General features: G+C 52.1%; 18 protein-coding genes. 14 read left to right on the plus strand and 4 right to left on the minus strand.

Features of this window, described 5'->3' with window-relative positions:
* Positions 1–52 precede the first annotated feature (52 nt).
* The 8 genes from IX84_RS01110 (at position 53) to IX84_RS01145 (ending at position 10,181) form a co-directional block, all read left to right on the plus strand.
* A complete protein-coding gene (locus IX84_RS01110) occupies positions 53–310 on the plus strand; it encodes a DUF4212 domain-containing protein (RefSeq protein ID WP_044215839.1) in 258 nt (85 codons plus the stop codon).
* Between the two features lie 54 nt (positions 311–364).
* Entirely contained in the window at positions 365–2,059 is a 1,695-nt protein-coding gene (locus IX84_RS01115; protein WP_044215841.1) for a sodium:solute symporter family protein, read from the plus strand.
* Positions 2,060–2,132: 73 nt separating this feature from the next.
* Positions 2,133–2,360, plus strand: a complete 228-nt coding sequence (locus tag IX84_RS01120; protein ID WP_044215843.1) for a hypothetical protein — start codon at positions 2,133–2,135, stop codon at positions 2,358–2,360.
* Between the two features lie 263 nt (positions 2,361–2,623).
* Entirely contained in the window at positions 2,624–2,830 is a 207-nt protein-coding gene (locus IX84_RS01125; protein WP_044215845.1) for a hypothetical protein, read from the plus strand.
* Between the two features lie 2 nt (positions 2,831–2,832).
* On the plus strand, positions 2,833–5,586 hold the full coding sequence (locus tag IX84_RS01130) for a sensor histidine kinase (RefSeq protein WP_044215846.1): 2,754 nt from the start codon (positions 2,833–2,835) through the stop codon (positions 5,584–5,586).
* A 111-nt stretch (positions 5,587–5,697) separates the two neighbouring features.
* Positions 5,698–6,078 carry a response regulator transcription factor gene (locus tag IX84_RS01135; protein ID WP_044145973.1) on the plus strand — a complete coding sequence of 127 codons (381 nt, stop codon included), beginning with the start codon at positions 5,698–5,700 and terminating at the stop codon, positions 6,076–6,078.
* A gap of 115 nt (positions 6,079–6,193) precedes the next feature.
* Positions 6,194–8,095 (plus strand): acetate--CoA ligase, encoded by a 1,902-nt coding sequence (gene acs, locus IX84_RS01140; protein WP_044215848.1) that lies wholly within the window; start codon positions 6,194–6,196, stop codon positions 8,093–8,095.
* A 202-nt stretch (positions 8,096–8,297) separates the two neighbouring features.
* A complete protein-coding gene (locus IX84_RS01145; protein ID WP_044215849.1) occupies positions 8,298–10,181 on the plus strand; it encodes a propionyl-CoA synthetase in 1,884 nt (627 codons plus the stop codon).
* A gap of 93 nt (positions 10,182–10,274) precedes the next feature.
* Here IX84_RS01145 and IX84_RS01150 read toward each other — a convergent pair whose 3' ends face one another.
* Positions 10,275–12,959, minus strand: a complete 2,685-nt coding sequence (locus tag IX84_RS01150; RefSeq protein WP_044215851.1) for a T9SS type B sorting domain-containing protein — start codon at positions 12,957–12,959, stop codon at positions 10,275–10,277.
* A gap of 82 nt (positions 12,960–13,041) precedes the next feature.
* A complete protein-coding gene (locus IX84_RS01155) occupies positions 13,042–14,769 on the minus strand; it encodes a T9SS type A sorting domain-containing protein (protein WP_044215852.1) in 1,728 nt (575 codons plus the stop codon).
* A gap of 381 nt (positions 14,770–15,150) precedes the next feature.
* On the opposite strand from IX84_RS01155, the gene IX84_RS01160 reads away from it, so the two are divergent.
* The 4 genes from IX84_RS01160 to IX84_RS01175 all read left to right on the plus strand — a co-directional run bounded on the left by IX84_RS01160 (position 15,151) and on the right by IX84_RS01175 (position 18,961).
* Positions 15,151–15,426, plus strand: a complete 276-nt coding sequence (locus IX84_RS01160; RefSeq protein ID WP_044215854.1) for a co-chaperone GroES — start codon at positions 15,151–15,153, stop codon at positions 15,424–15,426.
* A gap of 62 nt (positions 15,427–15,488) precedes the next feature.
* The gene (groL, locus tag IX84_RS01165; protein ID WP_044215856.1) at positions 15,489–17,129 is read left to right on the plus strand and encodes a chaperonin GroEL; all 1,641 of its coding nucleotides are present in this window, start codon (positions 15,489–15,491) and stop codon (positions 17,127–17,129) included.
* 126 nt (positions 17,130–17,255) lie between these two features.
* The gene (locus IX84_RS01170; RefSeq protein ID WP_044215857.1) at positions 17,256–18,236 is read left to right on the plus strand and encodes an OmpA family protein; all 981 of its coding nucleotides are present in this window, start codon (positions 17,256–17,258) and stop codon (positions 18,234–18,236) included.
* 107 nt (positions 18,237–18,343) lie between these two features.
* Positions 18,344–18,961 carry a Uma2 family endonuclease gene (locus IX84_RS01175; RefSeq protein ID WP_052515678.1) on the plus strand — a complete coding sequence of 206 codons (618 nt, stop codon included), beginning with the start codon at positions 18,344–18,346 and terminating at the stop codon, positions 18,959–18,961.
* On the opposite strand, the gene IX84_RS01180 is transcribed toward IX84_RS01175, so the two are convergent.
* Positions 18,958–19,809: a hydroxymethylglutaryl-CoA lyase gene (locus tag IX84_RS01180; protein WP_044215858.1), complete on the minus strand. Its 852-nt coding sequence runs from the start codon at positions 19,807–19,809 to the stop codon at positions 18,958–18,960. The two genes, IX84_RS01175 and IX84_RS01180, sit on opposite strands and share 4 nt — an antisense overlap.
* A 101-nt stretch (positions 19,810–19,910) precedes the next feature.
* Here IX84_RS01180 and IX84_RS01185 point away from each other — a divergent pair, with 101 nt between their 5' ends.
* Entirely contained in the window at positions 19,911–20,135 is a 225-nt protein-coding gene (locus tag IX84_RS01185) for a hypothetical protein (RefSeq protein ID WP_044215859.1), read from the plus strand.
* Between the two features lie 174 nt (positions 20,136–20,309).
* Here IX84_RS01185 and IX84_RS01190 read toward each other — a convergent pair whose 3' ends face one another.
* A complete protein-coding gene (locus IX84_RS01190) occupies positions 20,310–21,872 on the minus strand; it encodes a hypothetical protein (RefSeq protein ID WP_044215860.1) in 1,563 nt (520 codons plus the stop codon).
* A gap of 215 nt (positions 21,873–22,087) precedes the next feature.
* On the opposite strand from IX84_RS01190, the gene IX84_RS01195 reads away from it, so the two are divergent.
* The gene (locus IX84_RS01195; protein ID WP_076650614.1) at positions 22,088–23,260 is read left to right on the plus strand and encodes a 2-isopropylmalate synthase; all 1,173 of its coding nucleotides are present in this window, start codon (positions 22,088–22,090) and stop codon (positions 23,258–23,260) included.
* Positions 23,261–23,262: the final 2 nt, after the last annotated feature.

Below are 23,262 nucleotides of genomic sequence, written 5' to 3' on the forward strand. Positions count from 1 at the left end.
ACGCAACAAAATATTTAGATAACTATATTCAATCATCTTAAAACTCAGGCTTATGTCCAACGACAACAAAGCTCAAAAGTACTGGAAAGAGAACCTGGTTTACCTGGGCATTCTGCTTGCCGTATGGTTCCTTGTCTCTTATGTATTTGGAATTTTTCTGGTAGAGCCGCTGAACACGGTCAAAATCGGCGGTGCCAAGCTCGGCTTCTGGTTCGCTCAGCAGGGCTCCATTTACGTTTTCGTCATCCTCATTTTCGTTTACGTTAGCTTAATGAATAAGCTCGATAAAAAATATGGGTATGACAATTAGTGGCCAGCAGCCCTAATCTATTATCAAATTAGCGAATAATTAAACAACAATAACATGAGTGTTCAAACCTGGACTTTCATCATAGTGGGGCTCACTTTTGCCCTGTATATCGGCATAGCCATCTGGGCACGTGCCGGTTCTACTTCAGAATTTTACGTAGCGGGCGGCGGTGTCCCCCCGATTGCCAACGGTATGGCTACAGCAGCGGACTGGATGTCGGCAGCTTCTTTCATCTCCATGGCGGGCCTGATTTCCTTTATGGGTTACGATGGTGGTGTTTTCCTGATGGGCTGGACGGGCGGCTACGTCCTCCTGGCTTTAACCTTAGCCCCCTACTTAAGGAAATTCGGAAAGTTTACGGTCCCGGATTTTATCGGGGACCGGTATTACTCTAATGTAGCCCGTACGGTAGCCGTGATCTGTGCGCTCATCGTATCCTTCACTTATGTGGCCGGACAGATGCGGGGCGTGGGGCTGGTATTCTCCCGCTTCCTCGAAGTAGACATTAATACCGGTGTATATATCGGTATGGCGATCGTTTTCTTCTACGCGGTTCTCGGCGGCATGAAAGGCATCACCTACACACAGGTAGCGCAGTACTGCGTGCTGATTTTCGCTTTCATGGTCCCAGCTATCTTTATTTCCATGAACATGACAGGCAACCCAATTCCACAGCTCGGCTTCATTGGCACCATGACCGATGGCTCCAATATGGCCTTGCTCGACAAGCTGGACCAACTGCACCGGGATTTGGGTTTTGCCGAATACACAAGCGGCACCAAAAGCATGATCGACGTATTCGCTATCACCTTTGCGCTGATGGTCGGTACCGCTGGACTGCCCCACGTAATCGTTCGCTTCTTTACGGTGCCTGATGTGAAGGGCGCTCGTGTTTCTGCAGGGTATGCCCTGGTCTTCATCGCCATTCTCTACACTACGGCACCGGCTATCGCTGCCTTCGCCCGTACCAACCTTATTGAGACGGTGAGCAATCAGCCATACGCTGATATGCCGGAGTGGTTTAGCAAATGGGAACAGACCGGACTCATTGTTTTCGACGACAAAAACAATGACGGCACCATTCAATACGTAGCTGACGCTGCTACCAATGAATTGAAGATTGACCGCGATATTATGGTACTGGCGAATCCCGAAATTGCGGACCTGCCCGCGTGGGTGATTGCCCTTGTGGCTGCCGGTGGCCTCGCTGCCGCACTATCCACTGCGGCGGGCTTGCTACTCGTGATCTCTACCTCTATTGCCCGTGACCTGATCAAAATGCAGATCAGACCGAATATTTCCGAAAAGGGAGAACTCCTCTCAGCTCGTATCGGTGCGGTATTCGCGGTGATGGTCGCTGGTTACTTTGGTATTAACCCTCCCGGATTTGTGGCTGCGGTAGTCGCCCTGGCCTTCGGGCTTGCAGCGGCTTCCTTCTTCCCTGCTATCATCCTTGGTATTTTCGATAAGCGGATGAACCGGCAGGGAGCCGTATCAGGCATGATTGTCGGTATCACTCTGATGCTCTTTTACATGATCAAATTCAAGTTCGACGGCTTCGGGGGCGGCACGCCTGAGCAATGGTGGTTCGGTATATCTCCGGAGGGCTTTGGCACGGTAGCGATGTTCGTCAATTTCATTGTTTCCTTTGCTGTGTCCCGTATGACGACTCCGCCACCTCAGGATGTTCAGGATATCGTTGAGGATATTCGTCTCCCAAGTGGTGCAGGCGAAGCGCACGTACACTAGAAAAAGTCAAACCATTTACGGGCAGCTGTCTCCGGGTGGCTGCCCAATTTTTCATCTTAACCAAATTCCTGCTATGAAACTTCAACTCGGCCGCAAGGCATCAGATATTATCGCTTCCATCTACATCATCGGCACCCTTTTCCTGCGTATCCTGCTGGAGCCTCAGCTCAACGGGCACTTCATCATTTCTGTAGCGCTGGGCGCATTCGGGCTGCTCTTCCTTTGGGCCCTGATCAAATCGAAAATTTTGAACCCCTCTTTCTTCGGGCTTTGGCCGGGAGAAAAGGTGGAGCGGGCGTAAGGTTTGGGAGAGGTATAAGAATCAAGGCTGCCTACGCTCGCCCCCAGCCCCTGAAGGGGGAGCCACGCGCATCAAGCCTTCTCTTCCAAAAAATGATTTCTTTTTTAATCGCGGGCGAACCTTCCCCTTTAGGGGATCGAGGGGCAGCAAAGCCTTTTACCAATCAAAAACCGCTCCTGCCCACGCTCGCCCCCAGCCCCTGAAGGGGAAACTGCGCGCGTCAAAAAACCAAAATTCCCTATCTTACCCCCAAACCGCCGGATATGACCACCAATGACCGCAGCCTGAGACTCATCAGCATCTTCCTACTGGGAGTAATGCTGTTTAATTTTCCGTTGGTCAGCCTGTTCAGCCGGGAGGGGCTCTTACTTGGGCTGCCAAAGCTGTACTGGTACTTTTTTGTAGTTTGGGGCAGCATCATTGTATTAACCGCCTGGGTGGCCCGCCCGGCGAAAACTAAAAAGGACTAACGGTGCAGCCCATCCCGATTATCAGTATATCGATTGGTTATGTGGCGCTGTTATTTTTCATCGCCTGGATAGCAGACAAGCGGGAGGCAGCTGGCAAGAGCATCGTGAAGAACTCGGCTATCTATGCCTTGTCTATGGCGGTTTACTGTACGGCCTGGACGTTTTACGGGAGCGTGGGCCGGGCGGCAACTACCGGGCTGGGCTTTTTGCCGACTTACCTCGGGCCGGCATTACTGGCTCCGGTTTGGTGGCTGCTGCTCAAAAAAATCATTCTCATCAGCAAGTCCCAACGTATTACTTCCATTGCTGATTTCATCTCCTCCCGCTATGGGAAGAGCACCTTTTTGGGGGTGATTGCCACGTTGGTTGCTGTGCTGGGCATTATCCCTTACATCTCCATTCAGCTTAAGGCGATTTCAAGCAGCTTTGATCTCTTGGTTGGACAAGCCACAGCTTCCCATGCGAATGTCCCTTTTTACCTGGACACTGCCCTCTACATCACCATAGCCCTGGCAGCTTTCACTATACTTTTCGGCACTCGCAACCTCGACCCCAATGAGCGCCACGGCGGACTGGTAGCCGCAATCGCTTTTGAGTCCCTGCTCAAGCTGGTGGCCTTCCTTGCGATCGGCCTGTTTGTCACTTTTGGGCTGTACGATGGGTTTGGGGATATCTTCAGCAAAGGGGCAGCGGTGCCTTCCATCCGGGCGCTGTTTACCCTGCAATCGGCCGGGCTGAATGGCTGGGAGTGGTTTTGGCTGCTTTTCCTGTCCATGTCGGCAGTCATGCTGCTGCCGCGGCAGTTTCATGTAGCTGTGGTAGAGAACACTAATGCAGCACATGTGTCCCGGGCATCCTGGATGTTTCCACTGTACCTGCTGCTAATCAATATCTTTGTGCTGCCTATTGCAGTAGCGGGGCTGATGATGTTCCCGGAAGGCGGAGTGGAGCCGGACAGCTACGTGCTGAGCATCCCACTGGCAGCAGGATACGAAACGCTGGCCTTGTTTGTGGCCCTTGGGGGCTTTTCGGCGGCCACAAGCATGGTGATCGTCGCAGTCATTGCGCTCAGCATCATGATCGTCAACAACCTGGTCTTGCCGGGCATTGTCAGAAATCAGGACTTCCGGCAGGACAATCCGTACAGCATCAGCAGCAGTCTTTTGGGCATTCGGCGGGTATGCATCATCCTCGTTTTGCTGCTGGCTTATGCCTATTTCAAAGCTGTGGGCGAACAGTATAGCCTGGTATCGGTGGGGCTGATTTCCTTCACGGCCATAGCGCAGTTTGTGCCGGCGGTCCTGGGCGGTATTTACTGGAAGCGCGCCACCAAGAAGGGGGCCATCTGGGGGCTGAGCATCGGGTTTCTCATCTGGGCGTTTTGCCTCCCTTTTCCCACCCTGGTGGAAACGGGGCTGGTCAACGACCGGGTCATGGCGGAAGGGCTCTTCGGCTGGGGGCTGCTCCAACCTTATGCCCTCTTTGGACTAAGCGGCTACAGCCCGGTAGCTAATGCTGCTTTTTGGAGCCTGGCGCTGAATACCTTTGCTTACATTATTGTATCTTTAAATACTCAGCAGAGCCCGCTGGAGATTTCCCAGGCTGATCTTTTTGTGGACATTTACAAGTACCGCTCCGGTGGTAGCGAGTACGAAGTTATGCGGCGGCGGGCCAGAGTACGGGATATCCGTATTTTGATGAATCGCTTCCTGGGCGTAGCGCGGTCTCAATCTTTACTGACCGCTTATGAAAACCGCAACCGCGTGGATTTATCCCGGCAGCAAACCGCAGAGGCCAACCTGATCAACTATGCAGAAACCCATCTGGCTGGTGCTATTGGGGCCGCTTCAGCGAAAATCATCATAGGTTCCATTGCCAAAGAAGACCCCATCAGTCTGGAGGAAATGTTCAAGGTGCTTGAACAAACCAAGGAAATTGTAGAGTACAGCAAGGCGCTGGAGAAAAAATCGGCCGAGCTCGAACGCACCACTCTGCAGCTTAAACAAGCTAACGAGCAGCTTAAGGAACTGGACCGCCTCAAGGCCGACTTTATCACTACCGTAACCCACGAGCTGCGCACCCCCATCACTTCCATCAAAGCGCTGTCCAAAATCATGCTGGACAACCGCAATATGCCTGAAGAACAGCGTGCAGAGTTTCTCTCTATCGTGGTTACGGAAAGCGAGCGCCTCACCCGGCTGATCAATCAGGTACTCGACCTGGAGAAAATACAGTCACAGCCGGAAGACCTGAAGCTTGAACCGCTTGACCTGGCTGAAGTGGCCCGGCAGGCTTTCAATGGCTTACGGCAACTGATGCGGGACAAAGGCATTGTGCCGGAGCTTATCATCAAAGATGCCCCTGTGCCGGTGTATGGCAACTTTGACCGCCTCACGCAGGTAGTCGTCAATCTGCTGTCGAATGCCATCAAGTTTGCCGATGACGAAAAGGGGCAAGTGCACCTGCGCTGCTATCAGGGGGCCAAAGGCGGCTATATCGAGGTGCAGGATAATGGCCCCGGCATTTCTCCCCGCGACCAGGAACTGATCTTTGAAAAATTTACTCAGATCAGTGATAGCGACAAAGGCAAGCCACAGGGCAGCGGGCTTGGCCTGTTCATCACCCACACCATCGTAAGCCAGCACCGGGGAAGGCTTTCGGTGGAAAGTGAACCTGCCATGGGCGCCACCTTTAAAGTGACCCTGCCTCTGTACTCTGAAAAACAAAGCAATGGTGTACCGCCTCCTGAGCAGTAGAATTGTTGAATAAGAACCCGTGCTGAAATTTTTTTATTTTCCAAAAATCTGTAATTTTAGCAGGCTAATTATAAAACCAGCAAAGTATTATTTCATTCGCCCTGATCAGACATGAATAAACAAACCACTAAGGTGCTACTCGTTGACGATGAGCCGCACATCCTGGTCGCCCTGGAGTACCTGGTCAAGCAGGAAGGCTATCAGGTTTTCAAAGCTTCAGATGGTGAAAGCGCGCTAGACCTTGTACAGCAACAGTCCCCTCAAATTGTAGTGCTCGACGTTATGATGCCCGGTATCGACGGCTTCGAAGTCGCCCGCCGCATTCGCAATACGCCCGAGCATCAGGATACCCGCATTATCTTCCTTACCGCTAAAGGCACTCAGGCAGACCGCTTCCAGGGCTATGCCACCGGGGGCGAAGTCTATCTCACCAAACCTTTTGACAACAAAGAGCTCATTAATACAATAAATGAGGTCGTAGAATTTGGATAACCGAATTCTATTTTTTTACTTTACAGATATAAACATCTAAATATCTAGATATTTTAAAAATTTAAAAGCCTTTATTGCCTGACCAAGTAAAAAGGCTTGCCTAAAAACAAGACTTATGACACAGCAAATCAAGTCCTTCGATGACTACAAAGCGGTCTACCAAAAGAGCGTGGAAGACCCGGAAGGATTCTGGGCAGAACAGGCCTCAACATTTACCTGGCGCAAGCAGTGGGATAAAGTGCTGGACTGGAATTTCACAGAGCCTAATGTCAACTGGTTTGTGGGCGGTAAGCTAAATATCACAGAAAACTGCCTGGACCGCCACCTGGAGACCCGGGGCGATCAGGTAGCCATCCTGTTTGAGCCCAACGATGCAGACGCAGAGAACATCACTTACACTTATAAGGAATTGCATGCCGAGGTATGCAAGGCAGCAAATGCACTAAAAGCCAACGGCATTGGCAAAGGCGACCGCGTCTGTTTCTATATGCCTATGGTGCCGGAACTTGCAATTGGTGTGCTGGCCTGTGCGCGTATCGGGGCTATCCACTCCGTGGTCTTTGCCGGCTTCTCGGCTCAGGCACTGGCTGACCGTATCAAGGACGCGACTTGCAAAGCCGTCATCTGCTCGGATTACAACAGCCGTGGCACAAAAAACATCCCGGTCAAAAAAGTAGTAGACGACGCTCTGTCCATGGATTGTGACAGCATTGAGATGGTGCTGGTTCATAAAAATACTGGTGGGGAGCTGAATATGGTAAGCGGCCGCGACAAATGGTGGCACGATGAGGTAGACGGGCAAAGTACAGCCTGCGAGGCAGAGGAAATGGACTCCGAAGATATGCTCTTCATCCTTTACACTTCTGGTTCTACCGGTAAGCCTAAGGGCGTGGTACACACTTGCGGTGGCTATATGGTGTACACCAAGTATTCTTTTGAGAATGTCTTCCAGTATCAGGAGGGCGATATCTACTGGTGTACGGCTGACATCGGCTGGATTACCGGCCACTCTTACATCGTGTACGGCCCTCTGCTGGCCGGTGCGACTACCGTGATGTTTGAGGGCGTCCCCACCTATCCGGATGCCGGCCGCTTCTGGCAAACCTGCGAAAAACTAAAAGTCAACCAATTCTATACGGCTCCTACTGCCATCCGTGCCCTCATGGCTCAGGGCGACCAACATGTGACCAAGTACGACCTCAGCTCCCTGAAAGTACTGGGCAGCGTGGGCGAGCCCATCAACGAGGAAGCCTGGGAATGGTACCACGAGCTGGTGGGCAAAAAGAACTGCCCGATCGTAGACACCTGGTGGCAGACCGAGACCGGCGGCATTATGATCGGCGGGCTGGGCGAGCATAGCCCGATGAAGCCGGCACACGCCGGGTATCCGCTGCCGGGCATTCAGCCCTGCCTGATGGATGCCGATGGGAAAGAGCTGGAAGGTAACGACATCGAAGGATTGCTTTGCGTGAAATACCCCTGGCCATCTATGCTGCGGACCACCTACGGCGACCACGAGCGCTGCCGTCAGACCTACTTCTCCGCTTTTGAGAACCTCTACTTCACCGGTGATGGTGCCCGCCGCGATAAGGATGGCATGTACCGTATTATCGGCCGCGTGGATGACGTGATCAACGTTTCCGGCCACCGTATGGGCACCGCGGAAGTGGAAAACGCCATCAATGAGCACGAGCTCGTTGTCGAGTCAGCCGTAGTGGGCTATCCGCACGATATCAAGGGTCAGGGCATCTACGCTTACGTGATTGTCTCTGGCGATATCGAAGATGAAGATGCTTTCCGCAAGGAGCTGATTCAGGTCGTGGTCAAGGAGATTGGACCGATTGCCAAGCCCGACAAGATTCAGATCGTCTCCGGGCTGCCGAAGACCCGCTCCGGCAAAATCATGCGCCGTATACTGCGTAAAGTAGCAAGCGGAGATACGTCCAACCTGGGCGACACCTCTACCCTGCTCAATCCGGAAGTCGTTGATGAAATCAAAGACACGGCATTGGTATAAAGTTAGATTTGAATTGTGAATGACATAAGTCAATAGAATGGCGGGTATGGCTCCGGATGGAGTGGCCCGCCATTTTTTATCCCGTGACCTTTGTCATTCCTAATCTTCTTCAAAAGCCTCAACTTACCATTTCAATGGCCTCACCACTGGCCAGTTCTCTATTCTTGGGTAAGCCCTGCGCACCCTGCAAACAAAAACCATTATGACTTATCAGGAATTCTACAACAACAGCATGGCGGACCCCACGGCTTTCTGGAAAGCTCAGGCGGACGCCATCGACTGGTTTGAAAAACCGTCCGATATTTCCTTCAAGGACGAAAACAGCCTCTACCGCTGGTACAAGGGCGGCCAACTGAACACTTCCCACCTGGCGCTCGACTACCATGTAGCCAATGGACGGGGCGATCAGCCTGCCATTTTTTATGACTCTCCGGTAACGGATACCAAGGAGACCATCACCTATGCGCAGTTGCTGGACCGCGTGGCCAGATTTGCCGGCGTGCTCAAAGCACAGGGGGTAGAGAAGGGTGATACGGTCATCATTTATATGCCCATGATCCCGCAGACCGTAGTAGCCATGCTTGCCTGTGCGAGACTGGGCGCTATCCACTCCGTGGTCTTCGGGGGCTTTGCGGCTCATGAACTTGCCATCCGTATTAATGACGCCAAGCCCAAGCTCATCCTTACCGCCAGCGCGGGCAAGGAAATCAACCGGGTGATCGACTATATGAAGATTGTCAATCCGGCACTGGACGAAGCCGAGCATCAGGTGCAGGGGGTGATTGTTTATCAGCGGGATATCCTGGAGGCCCCGCTCAAAGAGGGGCGGGATTTTGACTGGGATGTGCTGCTGGCGGATGCCGAACCAGCTGACTGTGTCCCGGTGGAGAGCACGGACCCGCTGTACATTTTGTATACCTCCGGCACCACTGGCAAGCCTAAAGGCATTGTACGCGACAACGGCGGCCATGCCGTGGCCATGAAGTTCAGCATGAAGTACATCTACGGCGTAGAGCCGGGCGAGGTCTACTGGGCTGCCTCTGATGTTGGGTGGGTGGTCGGCCATTCCTACATTGTGTATGCGCCGCTCATCCACGGTTGTACCACGGTATTGTACGAAGGCAAGCCCGTACGCACGCCCGACGCCGGCGCCTTCTGGCGCGTGCTGGAAGAATATGGCGTAAGTGTGTTTTTCACCGCGCCCACCGCTTTCCGGGCCATCAAAAAAGAAGACTCCGAAGCGAAGCTTAAAGCGCAGTACGACACGAGCAAACTCCGCTACCTCTTTTTGGCAGGCGAGCGCTGCGATGTGTCTACCCTGGAATGGTGCCAGGATGTCCTGCAGGTGCCTGTCATTGACCACTGGTGGCAGACCGAATCGGGCTGGCCCATGCTCGCCAATATGGCAGGTGTGGAACTCTTGCCTGTCAAGCCGGGCTCAGCAGGCAAGCCAGTCTGCGGGTACGATCTGAAAGTCGTTGGCCCCGATGGAGAACCGGTGCCGCCGAATACAGAGGGCGCTGTCGTGATCCGCTTGCCCTTAGCGCCCGGCACCTTGCCCAATCTCTGGCAGGATACCGCCCGCTTCATCGATTCTTACCTCAGCCCCTACCCCGGCTACTACTTCACCGGTGACGGCGGGTATATTGATGAGGATGGCTATGTATTCATTACCGGGCGCATTGACGATATCATCAACGTGGCCGGCCACCGTTTGTCGACGGCAGAGATGGAGGAGGTGGTAGCGGCTCATCCGTTGGTTGCCGAGTGCGCCGTCATTGGGGTGCATGATGACCTCAAGGGGCAGATCCCCGTGGGTTTTGTGGTGCTCAAAGCCGGAGCTGACATTGCGGATGCTGAACTGGAACATGAACTGATTAAGATGGTACGTGATCAGGTCGGCCCGGTCGCTTCCTTCAAAAAGGCTACCGTAGTGCAGCGACTGCCCAAGACCCGCTCGGGCAAAATCCTGCGTCGGATTATGCGCCATATTGTGGATGGCAAGCCGTATAATCCCCCCTCTACCATTGAGGATATGAGCGTGCTGCCGGAGCTGGAGGCTCAGGTACGAGAGGCTCAGGTGTAAGCAGAGCTACAGATTGAATAAAACCCGGATTACTTTCGATTAGGAAGGCAATCCGGGTTTCTATTTTTTACTAACTTTCGTATCAAGCGCTCTTTAACGCAGCAGCAACACCTCCCCCTGCACTTGCTCCACCCTGCCATTTGGCAGCCTTACCTGTAGCATCCAGACGTAAACACCAGCCGGGGCGCTTTCGCCCCTGACCTGCCCGTCCCAAAAGAGGCGCCCGTCTTCCAGAGGCAGATTGCTACGCTCAAAAACCAGCCCGCCCCAGCGGTCAAATACCCGGAACTGTGCCGCCTCAATGCCCGGGCGCGCAGGCAGCGGGCCAAAGGTATCGTTACTGCCGTCCCCATTAGGAGAAAAAGCATTGGGCAGGTAGTAAGCGGAAGCGGGCAGGACGGTGACTTGCACCTCATCCATCGCCGTGCAGCCCAGGCTATCTGTGGCTAACAGCAGGTACACTTGGGTAGCCATCAGCTCTACATCGGTGGACAAACAAGTTGGGCAGCTTAATCCCTCTTCGGGGAGCCATTGCACCATTGCTGCGCTGCTGCTGCCCGACAACGTGACCGGCTGCCCCGGCAACGCTTCCTGATCTGCTCCTGCGCTCACCATCACAGGCGGCGCTACAGCAAGTTCAAGACAGGTAAGAGAATCACAGCCAGCCACCGTATTGTAAGTCATACAAACGCTTGTATCCTGCTCCCACACCTGCCCTTCCCAGCTAAATGTATCCCCCGCACAAATATCAGCCTGCAAACTGCTCCAGACTGTATCTGAGAAGTACAAATGCAGCTCATACAGCGAATCACATCCCGCAACACTGCTGTAAACCCCTTGCAGCAAGGTATCCGAAAGGACCGGCTCCCCTTCCCAAAAGAAAGGCTCCCCGGCGCAGCGGCGCAGGGTGTCGGTGACTGCTATCGGTGACTCAGGCTGTTCAATGATAGCTGCCGAAGAGAACGCACAGCCTGCTGAATCTGTGGCCGTAACGCTGTAAGTGCCCGCAGGCAGACCGGTAACTGTTGCTCCAAAGCCAACAGGCTGCCAGTTGTACGCATACGGTGGCAAGCCGCCGGAGGGTACTGCTTCCAACACACCGGTACTGTCCCCAAAGCAGACAACATCCGTAGTTTCAAGCAGCAAGCCCGAGAAATCCGAATAAGCGATTGTTATCGTATCCGAACTGGTGCAGCCTTCGCTGTTGCTGGCTTGCAGGGCATAATCTCCTGCCTGTGCAACCGTGAAGGACGAACCCGTGCTGCCATCCTGCCACTGGCCCACCTGAAGGCCCGCCGGGGCTTCCAGCAGTATGGTCTCGCCCTGGCATAAGGCCGTGTCTGCACCCAGGCTGAACACCGGCGGGGGAAGCAGGCTGACTGTAGCCACAGCGGTATCACCGGGGCAACCAGGCGCACCAGACTGAATGTAAAAATAAGCGCCCGGCGCATCTGCTTCCGGGTCGAAACTGCCACTGCCCGGTTGCCATTGCCCACCGGGAGCCGGGCTGCCGCCGAGCTGAGCAAATAAGTCTACCGGGGCACTGCCCGGACAGAGGGCCACCGCTGCATCTTCTCCCGCTGAAGGCGGATATGGGAAAATGGGGAGGTATGCAAAGGCAGTATCGCTCACATTGCCTGCCGCATAAGCAACCACTCTGATTTCCCGGGTGCCCTCCGGTGGAAGGCCGGGGCCTCCGTAGGTGTACTGGGCTGCACCCAGCACGGCCTCCCAGGCAGGCAATGAAGGCTGGCCCTGTTGCGGTAGGAAGCGCAGCTGGGCGCTGCCACTGCCAAGCACTACAATGCTATCAGTGCCGGTACTGGCCAGTTGCTCACCCATACCGCCCGGGCCTGACAGCGTAACCCGGATAGAATCTATAAACCCAATCTCGGAGAGCAGCTCCAGGCTTGGCGGCAGGATGGGCTGTGGGGCACCCGTACAAGCCGTGTCGGCCTGATAGGCGCTGCCGGGGAATGCACCACCTATTGGGTTAACTTCCAGCGCGCAGGGCGGGGGGAGGGATTCTTCGAGGGCAAAAAGACTGATAATTCGAAAATCCACACTACAAACGAATTCAAGGGTTTGTGCTTCAAAGTTAACTTCTAGAATTTCGTCTGTTTGCTCTAATACCGCATCAGTCACAAAAGTACGGCTATTCTGGCAGTCCACGGACACCGTACCCAAACCATTGGAAAAAGGTTCAAAAGAAGGATGCGGAAAAAGCAATTGGCTATTGGACAAATCATTGGTATCTAACTGATAAAATCCATCTTTCCAAGTACTAGCCACCAGATGTCCGTTAATCACAGTTAATCCGGAAGCCGCAGCAATAGGGTCTACCTCTCCGAAACTGGGGTTCAGTATTTCTTGCTCCCCGGTAATTAGGTTATATTTCCCCAAAGCAACCCCTGGTGAATAAAACACAGCAAACAAGGTCTCTCCAATGACTTCTAAGCCAAAAACTACAGCACCAAACTCTCCTGGTATTACTCCAAAATCTGTAACATAGGATAATGTTCCGGTCTCCAAATCCACCTGATATATCGTATCTGCTATTGCAGTGTAAAGGTTCGTATCCCGGTCAAAGGTGCAATTGCCAATCGGGCGTTCCGGCTCTATGACATGTGCAGTATCACAGGTTGACAAATCAATAATTCCAATATAACTGTTCAGTGAATCATCGTCTGAGCCTGCTGAAAAATACAACTCTTGAGCCGAAACGGAAAGTGAAACTAGGGCAAAGCCAAGCAGCAATAGAAGTTTAGAATGCGCCATGGGATTAGGATTTGGGAATAGGAAGAAAGCTCAGCTCTCCATAAAGAGAAAGCTGAGCCATGTTTTGATTTTAGAAACAGAACTACTTACGGATGAGCTTACCGGAAGTCGTAGCAGAAGGGGTCTCCACCCGGTAGAAATAGACGCCGGGCTGCCAATTGCGGGCTATGATCTGATGCTCTACTAAAGGCTGAAGCTGCTGCTGATGGATCAACTGCCCCGCAGCGTTAAATACGCGGAGTTGACCTACTTCCACTGTCCCACTAATTGTAAATTGCGCTCCAAATGGATTAGGGAAAACCACAATTTTTGAGTGCTGTTGCGGGGATATTGACCAACTGCGCTTATTCCCGTCCGGGTAAATATTCGCACCGCTCAATAGCGAAAATACTTCAGCTATGGTTGAGAAAGAGCGCTTTACTTTCGCCCTTACGGTCAATTGGTCGCCTTTTCCAAGTTCCAGGAATTGCTGTTCTAATGGAAGCCAGATGCCATGAAAGCGACCGGTTTGAGCATTCACGGCATATCCCTCTTCCTGTAACCTGAAACCTCCTTCCCCACGGATTTCCAGTATTTCAAGGTGCTCGGGAGAAAGTATAAACTCAAGCCCAATTAACCATAGCTGTTTATACGCTTCCTCCGGTGATAATCGAAGCTCGATTATTCCGCCTTCCGATAGATCCCCTCTTATTTTTGATTTCAAGCCGGCTAGCGGAACGCTGTTTGCGGAACTGTTGGTAGTGATGCATTGATTGCAGGATACCTTTACATCTCCTGTTTTAACCGCAATAAAATTGATGTTTGACACGCCTGACAACGGGACATCAGCCACAGTTGCCGTCTCTGTAATTAAACTTAAGGCGTTTTCATTTAAGCTGCCGCCATTTAAGACGCCAGCATTAACTATCCGCCAAGATTGAAAGCCTTCCGGGTAAACATCAAACAGAATTGCCCTCCTCATCCCAATTTGGTCAAGGAGGCTTATAGAGTTGCTTAAGTTGAAATCAGCCGAAACAACCGACCATGGGCTGGTAAAAGGAGCGACACCCAAATTATAGCCTGATACCAGTGCAATATCCAGATCATCTAAGCCACAATCAGGCTCAGACAGGTTAAACCCAGGGCTCACCAGATAATCTCCTCCGCCAGGAACAATACCAGAAAAATCTCCAGCAGCATCCGTTTGAGTATAAACAGGCGTAAAATCTGGCATATTGGTGCTTGAAATAACGACCGTAGCATTTGCTATACTATGATTAATGGCCCCCATGCAGTTCTGGAGCGACGTTATAGTCCCGGAAAGCACAGCCCCCTCGTTAAAGATACAAGAAGCACTAGAACTTGATATGGTATAGGGGTTATCTATTCCTATTGAATCTTCAGTTGCCAACGTTATCATCACTAAAGAATCGATTTCTGCTGTAACAGTATCCCCCAATTGCCCAAAAAACTCAAAGGCAAAAAGTGTCAGGCTTGTATCGGGCATGGACGGCAATTGAAAGTTAGTAGCAGCAGAAGTGCTCAGCCTGCTTATTGTAATTGAATTTATTGATGTAACCTCCAAATCATAGTCATCTGCCTCAAGCGCACTGCCTAACGTGGCATTGAGATTGCTCCCATTAGGGGAAATAGAAACTGTAATTTTTAAATGTTCCAAAGCGCCCGTTGGGGGGTTGGACATGCTCACCTCGTAAGTATTGCAATCGCTTCCCGTTGGAATCAAAGCAAGGTCAGGAATTGTATCTGCCTGAACGGATACAATAATACCAGTGAAGAAAAAAGCAGAAAAGAGAAAAGCGTATTTTTTCATGTTTTAGTTTTCTTTCATACCACAGGAAGGCTTCCGAAGTATGGGGATTCAAGTAAATAGGTTGAAATAGAACGCTGGTTTACGACACTATAAAGTTAGCAAATGTCCGAACATTGCCGAAGCAGAAACCCCCTTTTTAACAGTAACTTTTGTCAACTTTTGCCCTGGCAACCGCTCGATTGATTCCAAATGCTTCTCTCCTCCCGCCATACCAACTAGAAAACTGACAATTCTGCTCCTAACACCCGCCAAAAGACCTGCCACCCCCCTGCCATTTCTGCAATATTGTCAGGAAAACCGTTTTGGCACGTCCTGTGATAGGACATAGATGAGCCTGTGGGCTCGCTATATCATTGTTTAACAAAACGGATTCTAAAGATTATGAAGCCCATCAATGACAGAGTTGTGGTCAAGCCCGCCCAGGCAGAAGAAAAGACACAGGGCGGCATCATTATTCCTGATACAGCCAAGGAAAAGCCACAGCGTGGCGAAGTAGTTGCAGTAGGCCCCGGCAAAGACGGCAATGCCATGACCGTTAAGGCTGGCGATATCGTACTCTACGGTAAATATGCAGGCCAGGAGCTGCAGTATCAGGGCCAGGATTACCTGATCATGCGCGAAGACGACATCCTTGTCATCCTGGAAGGCAACGAATAAGCCTTTCCGCTCTTACATCCCAATCCTAACCTTTTTTACAAAACAAAAAAATCAAGCTTACAATGGCTAAAGAAATTAGCTTTGATAGAAATGCCCGGGAAGGACTGCGCAAAGGCGTAGACGCTCTGGCCAATGCAGTAAAAGTAACCCTGGGCCCTAAAGGCCGTAATGTGGTCATCCAAAAAAGCTTCGGCGCACCTCAGGTAACGAAGGACGGTGTGACGGTAGCGAAAGAAATCGAACTGGAAGACGCCGTACAGAACATGGGCGCTCAGATGGTTAAGGAAGTCGCGTCTAAGACAGCAGATATCGCTGGTGACGGTACCACTACGGCTACCATCCTCGCTCAGGCTATGGTGACTGCCGGCCTGAAGAACGTAACCGCAGGTGCTAACCCAATGGACCTGAAGCGTGGTATTGATGCCGCTACTCAGGCTGTGATTGCCAACCTGAAGGAGCAGTCTGAGGTAGTAGGCGACGACTTCGAGAAAGTAAAGCAGGTCGGTTCCATCTCTGCCAACAACGACGAGGAAATTGGTACACTGATCGCTGACGCGATGAAGCGCGTGTCCAAGGACGGTGTCATCACTGTGGAAGAAGCTAAAGGTACGGATACGTATGTAGACGAAGTACTGGGTATGCAGTTCGACCGCGGCTACCTGTCTCCTTACTTCGTAACCGACACCGAGAATATGGTGACGGAGTACGAAAACCCATACATCCTGATCCACGATAAGAAAATCTCCAACATGCAGGACATCGTGCCTGTACTGGAGCAAGTGGTGCAGGCTGGCCGCCCGCTGCTGATTATCGCAGAGGACATTGAGAGTCAGGCACTGGGCGTACTCGTTGTGAACCGCCTGCGTGCGCAGCTGAAGGTTGTTGCCGTCAAAGCGCCAGGTTTCGGTGACCGCCGCAAAGCTATGCTGGAAGACATCGCCATCCTGACCGGTGGTACCGTGATCAGCGAAGAGAAAGGCTACAAGCTCGAGAATGTGGGCATGGAGCACCTGGGCTCTGCGGAGAAGATCACCGTTGACAAAGACAACACGACTATCGTAAACGGTAGCGGTGACGAGAGCCAGATTCAGGCTCGTATCAATCAGATCAAGCAGCAAATCGAAGCCACCACTTCCGACTACGACCGGGAGAAGCTGCAGGAGCGCCTTGCCAAACTGTCAGGCGGTGTAGCCGTACTGTACGTAGGTGCTGCCACTGAGGTGGAAATGAAAGAGAAAAAAGACCGTGTGGATGATGCCCTGCATGCGACCCGTGCGGCCGTGGAAGAAGGTATCGTTGCCGGTGGTGGCGTGGCACTCGTTCGTGCGATCGCTGCAATCGAAAACATGAAGGGTGCCAACGAGGACGAGACCATTGGTATCCAAATCGTTCGTAAAGCTCTGGAAGCACCACTGCGCACCATCGCGGACAACGCAGGTATGGAAGGCTCTGTGATCTTCCAGCGGGTGAAGGAAGGCGAAGGCAGCTTCGGCTACAATGCCCGCACTGATGTCTTCGAGGACCTGAAGCAAGCCGGTGTGATCGACCCGACTAAGGTGACACGCATTGCGCTGGAGAACGCCGCTTCTATCTCAGGCATGCTGTTGACTACCGAGTGTGTGATCAGCGACAAGCCAGAGCCGGAAGGCGCTGGTGCAGGTATGCCAGGCGGAATGCCAGGTGGTATGCCGGGCATGATGTAATCATGAATCCGTAAAAGTAACGCTCGCAGCTCCTGATTTTTGCTGCAGCGGATACAACATAAGCCTTCTTGCCTCCCTTATAGGTAAGAAGGCTTTTTTATTCATAATCCTAAAGCAAAGATTCCTATGCAACGCTACCTGTTTCCCATTTTAGCACTGGCACTGTCGCTGAGCAGCTGTGTAAGCTACCAAAAGTACGAAGACGCCCTTGCCGACCGCGATAAGCTGCAGGCCAATTACAATGACCTCGAAACCCAGTTGGAAACGGCTCAGGGGCAAAACAAAATACTCCGGGAACAAAAGGAGGATTTAGAAAAAGACCTGGCAAACACCCGGGAGGACCTCCGCACCCTTCAAAACCGTTACGAACAACTCGACAAGGCCAATCAGGATCTGCTCAAGCGCTACGACCGCATGCTGGAGCAAAACGAAAAGATGCTGGAATCCTCTTCTGATGAACGGCAAAAACTCATGGCGCAGCTCACCCTCAAAGAGCAGGAGCTCGACCGCCGGGAGCGGCAGCTGCAACAACTCGAATCTGAAATCGAGCAACGGGAAACCGAAACCGAAGCCCTCCGCAAAAGCCTGGTGGAACGCGAAGCCCGGGTGAACGAACTGGAATCCGCCATCGCCGAGAAAGAGCAAAAACTTAACGCCCTGCGGGAACGCATCAATCAGGCCCTGCTTGGCTTTTCAGATGCCGACCTAACCGTACGGGAGCAAAACGGCAAAGTTTACGTCTCCTTAAGCCAGAACCTGCTCTTCCCGTCCGGCAGCAAAACCATCAACAGCGCGGGCAAAGATGCCATTCAGAAAGTAGCGGAAGTACTCAAAAATAACCCGGATATTGCCATCACGGTAGAAGGCCATACCGATACCGATGGGGATGCCGCCTTCAATTGGGACCTGAGCGTGGGCCGGGCCACTTCTGTCGTCAAGGTACTTACTGCCAATGGGGTGGATCCGGAGCGTATTACCGCTGCCGGGCGTGGAGAGTTTTACCCCGTTGCCTCCAATGATACGGCCAAAGGCAAAGCCCAAAACCGGCGCACGGAAATTATTCTGACGCCGAAGCTGGAGGCTTTATATGAGTGGATTGGGGAGTAGGCTTTTGATTGCCGGATAACCTTAAAGGGGCTTGCCCGGCAATACTTTGTTGCAAATCCCAAATAGATTTTCTAATTTAAGAGTCAAAATTAAATAATCATTCCTCCATGACGCTCACCAGGGATATCACCCTATCACTCCCCGAACAGGAAGGGCTGCAAATCAGTCTGACGGACCCCATGTCCGTTACTGATTTCGAGCAGTTTTGTGCAGCAAATCCGGATATTCGTGCGGAGCGCTCTGCGGATGGGAAAGTCTGGATTATGGCTCCTGTAAACTTAGAATCGGGCTATTACGAAGGCGAAGTCTTTGGAGAACTGCGCAATTACTGTCTTCGCACCCGCAACGGGAAAGCGTTCAGCCCCTCGACCGGATTCCAACTTCCTGATGGCTCCACCCGGGCAGCAGATGCCTCCTGGGTATCAAATGAACAGCTCAGCCAACTGACACAGGCGCAGCGGCAGACCTTCCCGCCAATAGTCCCCGCTTTTGTTATTGAAATCCGGTCTAAAACCGATGCCCGTTCTGCTTTGGAGCAAAAAATGCAGGAAACCTGGATCGCCAACGGCGTACAACTCGCTTGGCTAATCGACCCTCAGGCACAGCAGGTGGTCGTTTACAGCCCAGAAAGAACGCCCCTTATTATTGATGGATTTGATCAAACTATAGATGCCTCACCTATTCTGCCGGACTTTGAGTTTGACTTGCGCCTGTTGAACTTTTAAATTGGAAAAACCTCCCCCGCCATTTCCACCGACTTCCCGAAACGGTCAATATCCACCCCTGTATCTGCGCCAATATCGCGGAAGTAGTACACCATGTTTTCGGTAGGCATATTCCCCGTCAGGTCATCCTTGGCCATGGGGCAGCCGCCGTAACCGCGAATGGCACCGTCAAAACGCCGGCAGCCGTGCTCATAGGCCGTGGCGACTTTCTCTTTCCAGGCCGTGGGGGTGGTGTGGAAATGCGCCCCGAATTCAATATCCGGGTAATGGGGCGTAATATTGCTGAACAGGTAGCTGATGCTCTCCGGGCTGGCCACGCCAATGGTATCCGAAAGCTGTAAAATGCGGATGCCCATATCCACAAGGCGGTCGGTCCACTGCTCGACAATCTCCACATTCCAGGGGTCGCCGTAGGGATTGCCGAAGCCCATGGAAATGTAGACCACAAGCTCCTTACTGCTGGCGGTGCAGATATCCTGGATTTGTGCCACCCGCTCGATAGACTCTTCTATAGTGGCGTTGGTATTTCGAAGCTGAAAGGTTTCTGAGATGGAGAACGGATAGCCCAGGTAATCGATTTGTTCAAATTGGGCAGCATCATTCGCGCCCCGGCGGTTAGCCACGATAGCCAGTAGTTTGGTCTTCGTCTTTGAGCGGTCGAGCTGACCGAGCACCTCCGCCGTATCCCGCATTTGGGGAATGGCTTTGGGCGATACAAAACTGCCGAAGTCCAGGGTATCAAACCCCACTTGCAGCAGCTGATTGAGGTAAGCGGCTTTTGTTTCTGTTGGAATGAAAGGCTTGATGCCTTGCATGGCATCCCGCGGGCATTCTATAATTTTGACCATGGACGGGTTTTGGTTAGGGTGCGGCGCTAAGAGATGCTATGTTTGCACCTCGAAAACTGTTCTGAGCCAAAAACGTTAACGCTAATATAAGCACTAAAAACATGAATAAGAACAAGGCGATTTACACATTGGTTGGCTTTATTATTGCCGGGCTTGGCTTTTCTTCCATCATCCTCAGCCTTGTGGGCGCCAAGCTCTCCTTTCTGGTTTGGATTGATGATTTTGGCGCACTGCCCGGCTTTGTCATCAAGCTCCTGATGATCATTAGCGGTATCGTGATGATTTACCTCGCACGTACCGATTTCAGCGGAGAGGAGCCGGTTTAGCCCTTACCCCTAGTGCCTCAAGTCATAGATCTCTGATACTTAAGTTGAAGTTATTTTTCGACTAATCAAGGCGAAGGTTCGCGACTTTAGCCCGAGCTAAAGGAGCGGTTCTTCAACGAAGAGTAGGCGGAAAATAACGAAACTTGGGGTGTCAAGGATTTATGGCTTGAGGCACTACCCTTCCGGCTCAATCGCGTAGCGCGCCTGCGCTTTTTCCTGCGCCACGGCCTCTACCGTACAGTCCGACACTTTGGCCTCCAGCCAGGAAATGATATCCAGGTACAGGAATGGGCGGCGCTCGTAGGGGTCTGACTCGTGCTTCAGCAGGCGGTCACGCAGATTGCTAAACTCCTCCTTCAGGTCTTCCTCCATAATCCGGGGCACCCGGCGGATGAAGCGGAAAATCTCCTTCTGTACGGCGTGCAGCTCCTCCATTTTTGATAGAAAACGGTACACCGACTTTACCTGATACTCCACCAGCTGCGCATTGCCCAGTTCGTAGTGGGCGATGAGGTTGAGAATGCGCGCAAAGCACTGTATATCGGCCCGGTAGTCCGGGTTTTTCTGATTGATGATCAGGTTGAGGTAGTCAATGGCTTTATCATTGTCGCCGCTACCAAAATACAGGCAGGCAATCCGGTAGTAGAAGACCATCTCCCGGCGTTCATCCCAGTTGTAGCGGTCCTCTTCGATGGCTTTCATCAGGTCAGGCACCAACTCCAGCCCCTTGCTAAAGGTACCGGTCAGGAAATGCTGCTTAATGGAATGGATGTAGTGGTAGAGGTAATAAAGCCCTTCGATATTCTTGCTCTGACTAAGCCCGTATTTACCTTTGAAGGCCCGGAGTTCCTTTAGTGCCTCTCCAAAGCGATTGTACTGAAGGGTGTTAAACAGGGAATTGAGCAGGTTATGCAGCCCCTTAAGGTAAAGCGGCGCATAAATCGAGCGGTATTCCGGGTGCTCAGTAAATAAATCCACCCACTTTTGCGCATAGCGGTAGCAAAGCGCAAACTCCTGCGTCATATGATAATACCAGACATGTGACTGACAGAAGTAAAGCTTCCCAAAGAAATCCAGCTCCTGATAATCCGCTTTAGGCAGGTTGGACTGGAAAAATTCCCGCACGTAGAAATAGTCTTTTTCATTGCGCACATAGCCCACCTTCAGGTAAAGCCCGTACAGCTGCAGGGAGAGGTTGGAAAACTGATTGGTATGGTTGAGACGCTCGGAGAGTTGCAGGGCCTCGGCGGTCAATGCTTCTGCCCGGCCCTCGATACTCCGGGTAATGTACTGGCCTTCAATCAGCTTCTCGAACTCCACGATCTCCATTGCCAGTGTCATGAGGCGGCACTCATAGGCGCGCTCCTTGGCTTTCGCCAGCATGTCAAGCGCCTGCCGGTACAGCCCTTTATCGTACAGCACCCGCGCGTAGTCCACCATTTCCCGCAGTTGGATATCCTCGTTGTGGTTGGCATTGAGCAGGCGAAGGCTGACCAGCAACTGCTTGTACAAATGTGCCTTCAGGTTAGACAACTGCCGCTTCTTGATGGCCGGTATTTTTTTCAGGATCTGCGACTCATCATAAGCCTTATGCTTATCCATAAAGTCGAAAAGCTTCAGAAAAAGGATATCATCCGATGCCTGATTGCGGCGGACAAACAGCCGAAAGTGCCGCTTTTCAGCACGGGTCAGGGATTTGATAAGGGCGAGCAGGTCATCAGTCTTCTGCTTGGGCATTGTAATTTGTTCTTATCTAATTCACTATGTATCAACAACTTGAAAGCTGAAACCATCCATTCCCGCATAGTAGTAGCAACCGATTCTGGTTTTAGGAGCCGTACGGAAGCTCCCATATTTGCCGTTCGGCTAAAGCAATCGGTCGATGAGGCTTGGCTTTGCCAAATTAAACCGAAGTAAGCAAAAATACACTTTTGCACCCAAAAAAATGGATTATGACTGACAACCAGGTATTCATATTTGATACAACGCTCCGCGATGGAGAACAGGTACCGGGCTGTAAGCTCAATATGGACCAGAAAGTGGAAATCGCCCGGCAGCTCGAAAAGCTGGGCGTTGACATTATAGAGGCCGGCTTCCCCGTTTCCTCACCTGGTGATTTCCAGGCGGTGCAGGAAGTGTGCCGGGCGGTTACGGAGCCTACAGTCTGCGGCTTATCACGAGCAGTGGAAAATGACATCAAAACAGCGGCCGAAGCCCTGCAATACGCTAAACGCCCAAGGATACATACCGGTATTGGCACTTCTGATTCGCACATCAAATACAAGCTGCGCAGTACGCAGGAGGAGATTCTGGAGCGGGCAGTAGCAGCGGTTAAATACGCGAAGTCTTTTGTGGAGGACGTAGAATTCTATGCCGAAGATGCCGGCCGTACAGACAATGAATACCTCGCTCGCGTGCTGGAAGCGGTCATCAAAGCAGGGGCCACCACCCTCAACATCCCGGATACCACCGGCTACTGTCTGCCGGAAGAGTATGGCGCTAAAATCCGCTACCTGCGCGAAAATGTAAAGGGCATAGAAAAAGCCATCCTTTCCACCCACTGTCACAATGACCTGGGGCTGGCCACAGCCAATTCCATTGCCGGTGTGCAAAACGGGGCACGCCAAATCGAATGCACTATCAATGGTATTGGTGAACGGGCAGGCAATACTTCACTGGAAGAGACCGTAATGATTCTGAAGCAGCGCCCGGACCTGCCCTACTTCAGCAATATTAACTCCAAACTCATCTATTCCACGAGCCGCCTCGTGAGCGAGCGTATGGGCATGCCCGTACAACCCAATAAAGCCATCGTTGGCGCCAACGCCTTTGCCCACTCTTCCGGTATCCATCAGGATGGGGTGATCAAACGGCGGGATACGTACGAGATCATCGACCCCCTTGAAGTCGGTGTTGACCATTCCAAAATTGTGCTCACGGCACGCTCCGGCCGGGCGGCAATCGCCTACCGCGCCAAGAATATCGGCCATAACCTGACTAAAGATGAATTGGACATCGTTTACGCTGAGTTCCTGATCGTGGCAGATACTATGAAAGAAGTAGACGATGCTGCGCTGGAGCAAATCATTGTCAGAAAAACAGAACACGTAGCTCAAACCGCTTAACC

Origin of the sequence: Phaeodactylibacter xiamenensis (assembly GCF_000759025.1) — a bacterium.
Taxonomy (GTDB): domain Bacteria; phylum Bacteroidota; class Bacteroidia; order Chitinophagales; family Saprospiraceae; genus Phaeodactylibacter; species Phaeodactylibacter xiamenensis.

Bases quoted from the DNA above. Each gene is read 5' to 3' on its own strand.
- IX84_RS01110 (WP_044215839.1), top strand. From the start codon at position 53: ATGTCCAACGACAACAAAGCTCAAAAGTACTGGAAAGAGAACCTGGTT.
- IX84_RS01115 (WP_044215841.1), top strand. From the start codon at position 365: ATGAGTGTTCAAACCTGGACTTTCATCATAGTGGGGCTCACTTTTGCC.
- IX84_RS01120 (WP_044215843.1), top strand. From the start codon at position 2,133: ATGAAACTTCAACTCGGCCGCAAGGCATCAGATATTATCGCTTCCATC.
- IX84_RS01125 (WP_044215845.1), top strand. From the start codon at position 2,624: ATGACCACCAATGACCGCAGCCTGAGACTCATCAGCATCTTCCTACTG.
- IX84_RS01135 (WP_044145973.1), top strand. From the start codon at position 5,698: ATGAATAAACAAACCACTAAGGTGCTACTCGTTGACGATGAGCCGCAC.
- acs (WP_044215848.1), top strand. From the start codon at position 6,194: ATGACACAGCAAATCAAGTCCTTCGATGACTACAAAGCGGTCTACCAA.
- IX84_RS01145 (WP_044215849.1), top strand. From the start codon at position 8,298: ATGACTTATCAGGAATTCTACAACAACAGCATGGCGGACCCCACGGCT.
- IX84_RS01150 (WP_044215851.1), bottom strand. From the start codon at position 12,959: ATGGCGCATTCTAAACTTCTATTGCTGCTTGGCTTTGCCCTAGTTTCA.
- IX84_RS01155 (WP_044215852.1), bottom strand. From the start codon at position 14,769: ATGAAAAAATACGCTTTTCTCTTTTCTGCTTTTTTCTTCACTGGTATT.
- IX84_RS01160 (WP_044215854.1), top strand. From the start codon at position 15,151: ATGAAGCCCATCAATGACAGAGTTGTGGTCAAGCCCGCCCAGGCAGAA.
- groL (WP_044215856.1), top strand. From the start codon at position 15,489: ATGGCTAAAGAAATTAGCTTTGATAGAAATGCCCGGGAAGGACTGCGC.
- IX84_RS01170 (WP_044215857.1), top strand. From the start codon at position 17,256: ATGCAACGCTACCTGTTTCCCATTTTAGCACTGGCACTGTCGCTGAGC.
- IX84_RS01175 (WP_052515678.1), top strand. From the start codon at position 18,344: ATGACGCTCACCAGGGATATCACCCTATCACTCCCCGAACAGGAAGGG.
- IX84_RS01180 (WP_044215858.1), bottom strand. From the start codon at position 19,809: ATGGTCAAAATTATAGAATGCCCGCGGGATGCCATGCAAGGCATCAAG.
- IX84_RS01185 (WP_044215859.1), top strand. From the start codon at position 19,911: ATGAATAAGAACAAGGCGATTTACACATTGGTTGGCTTTATTATTGCC.
- IX84_RS01190 (WP_044215860.1), bottom strand. From the start codon at position 21,872: ATGCCCAAGCAGAAGACTGATGACCTGCTCGCCCTTATCAAATCCCTG.
- IX84_RS01195 (WP_076650614.1), top strand. From the start codon at position 22,088: ATGACTGACAACCAGGTATTCATATTTGATACAACGCTCCGCGATGGA.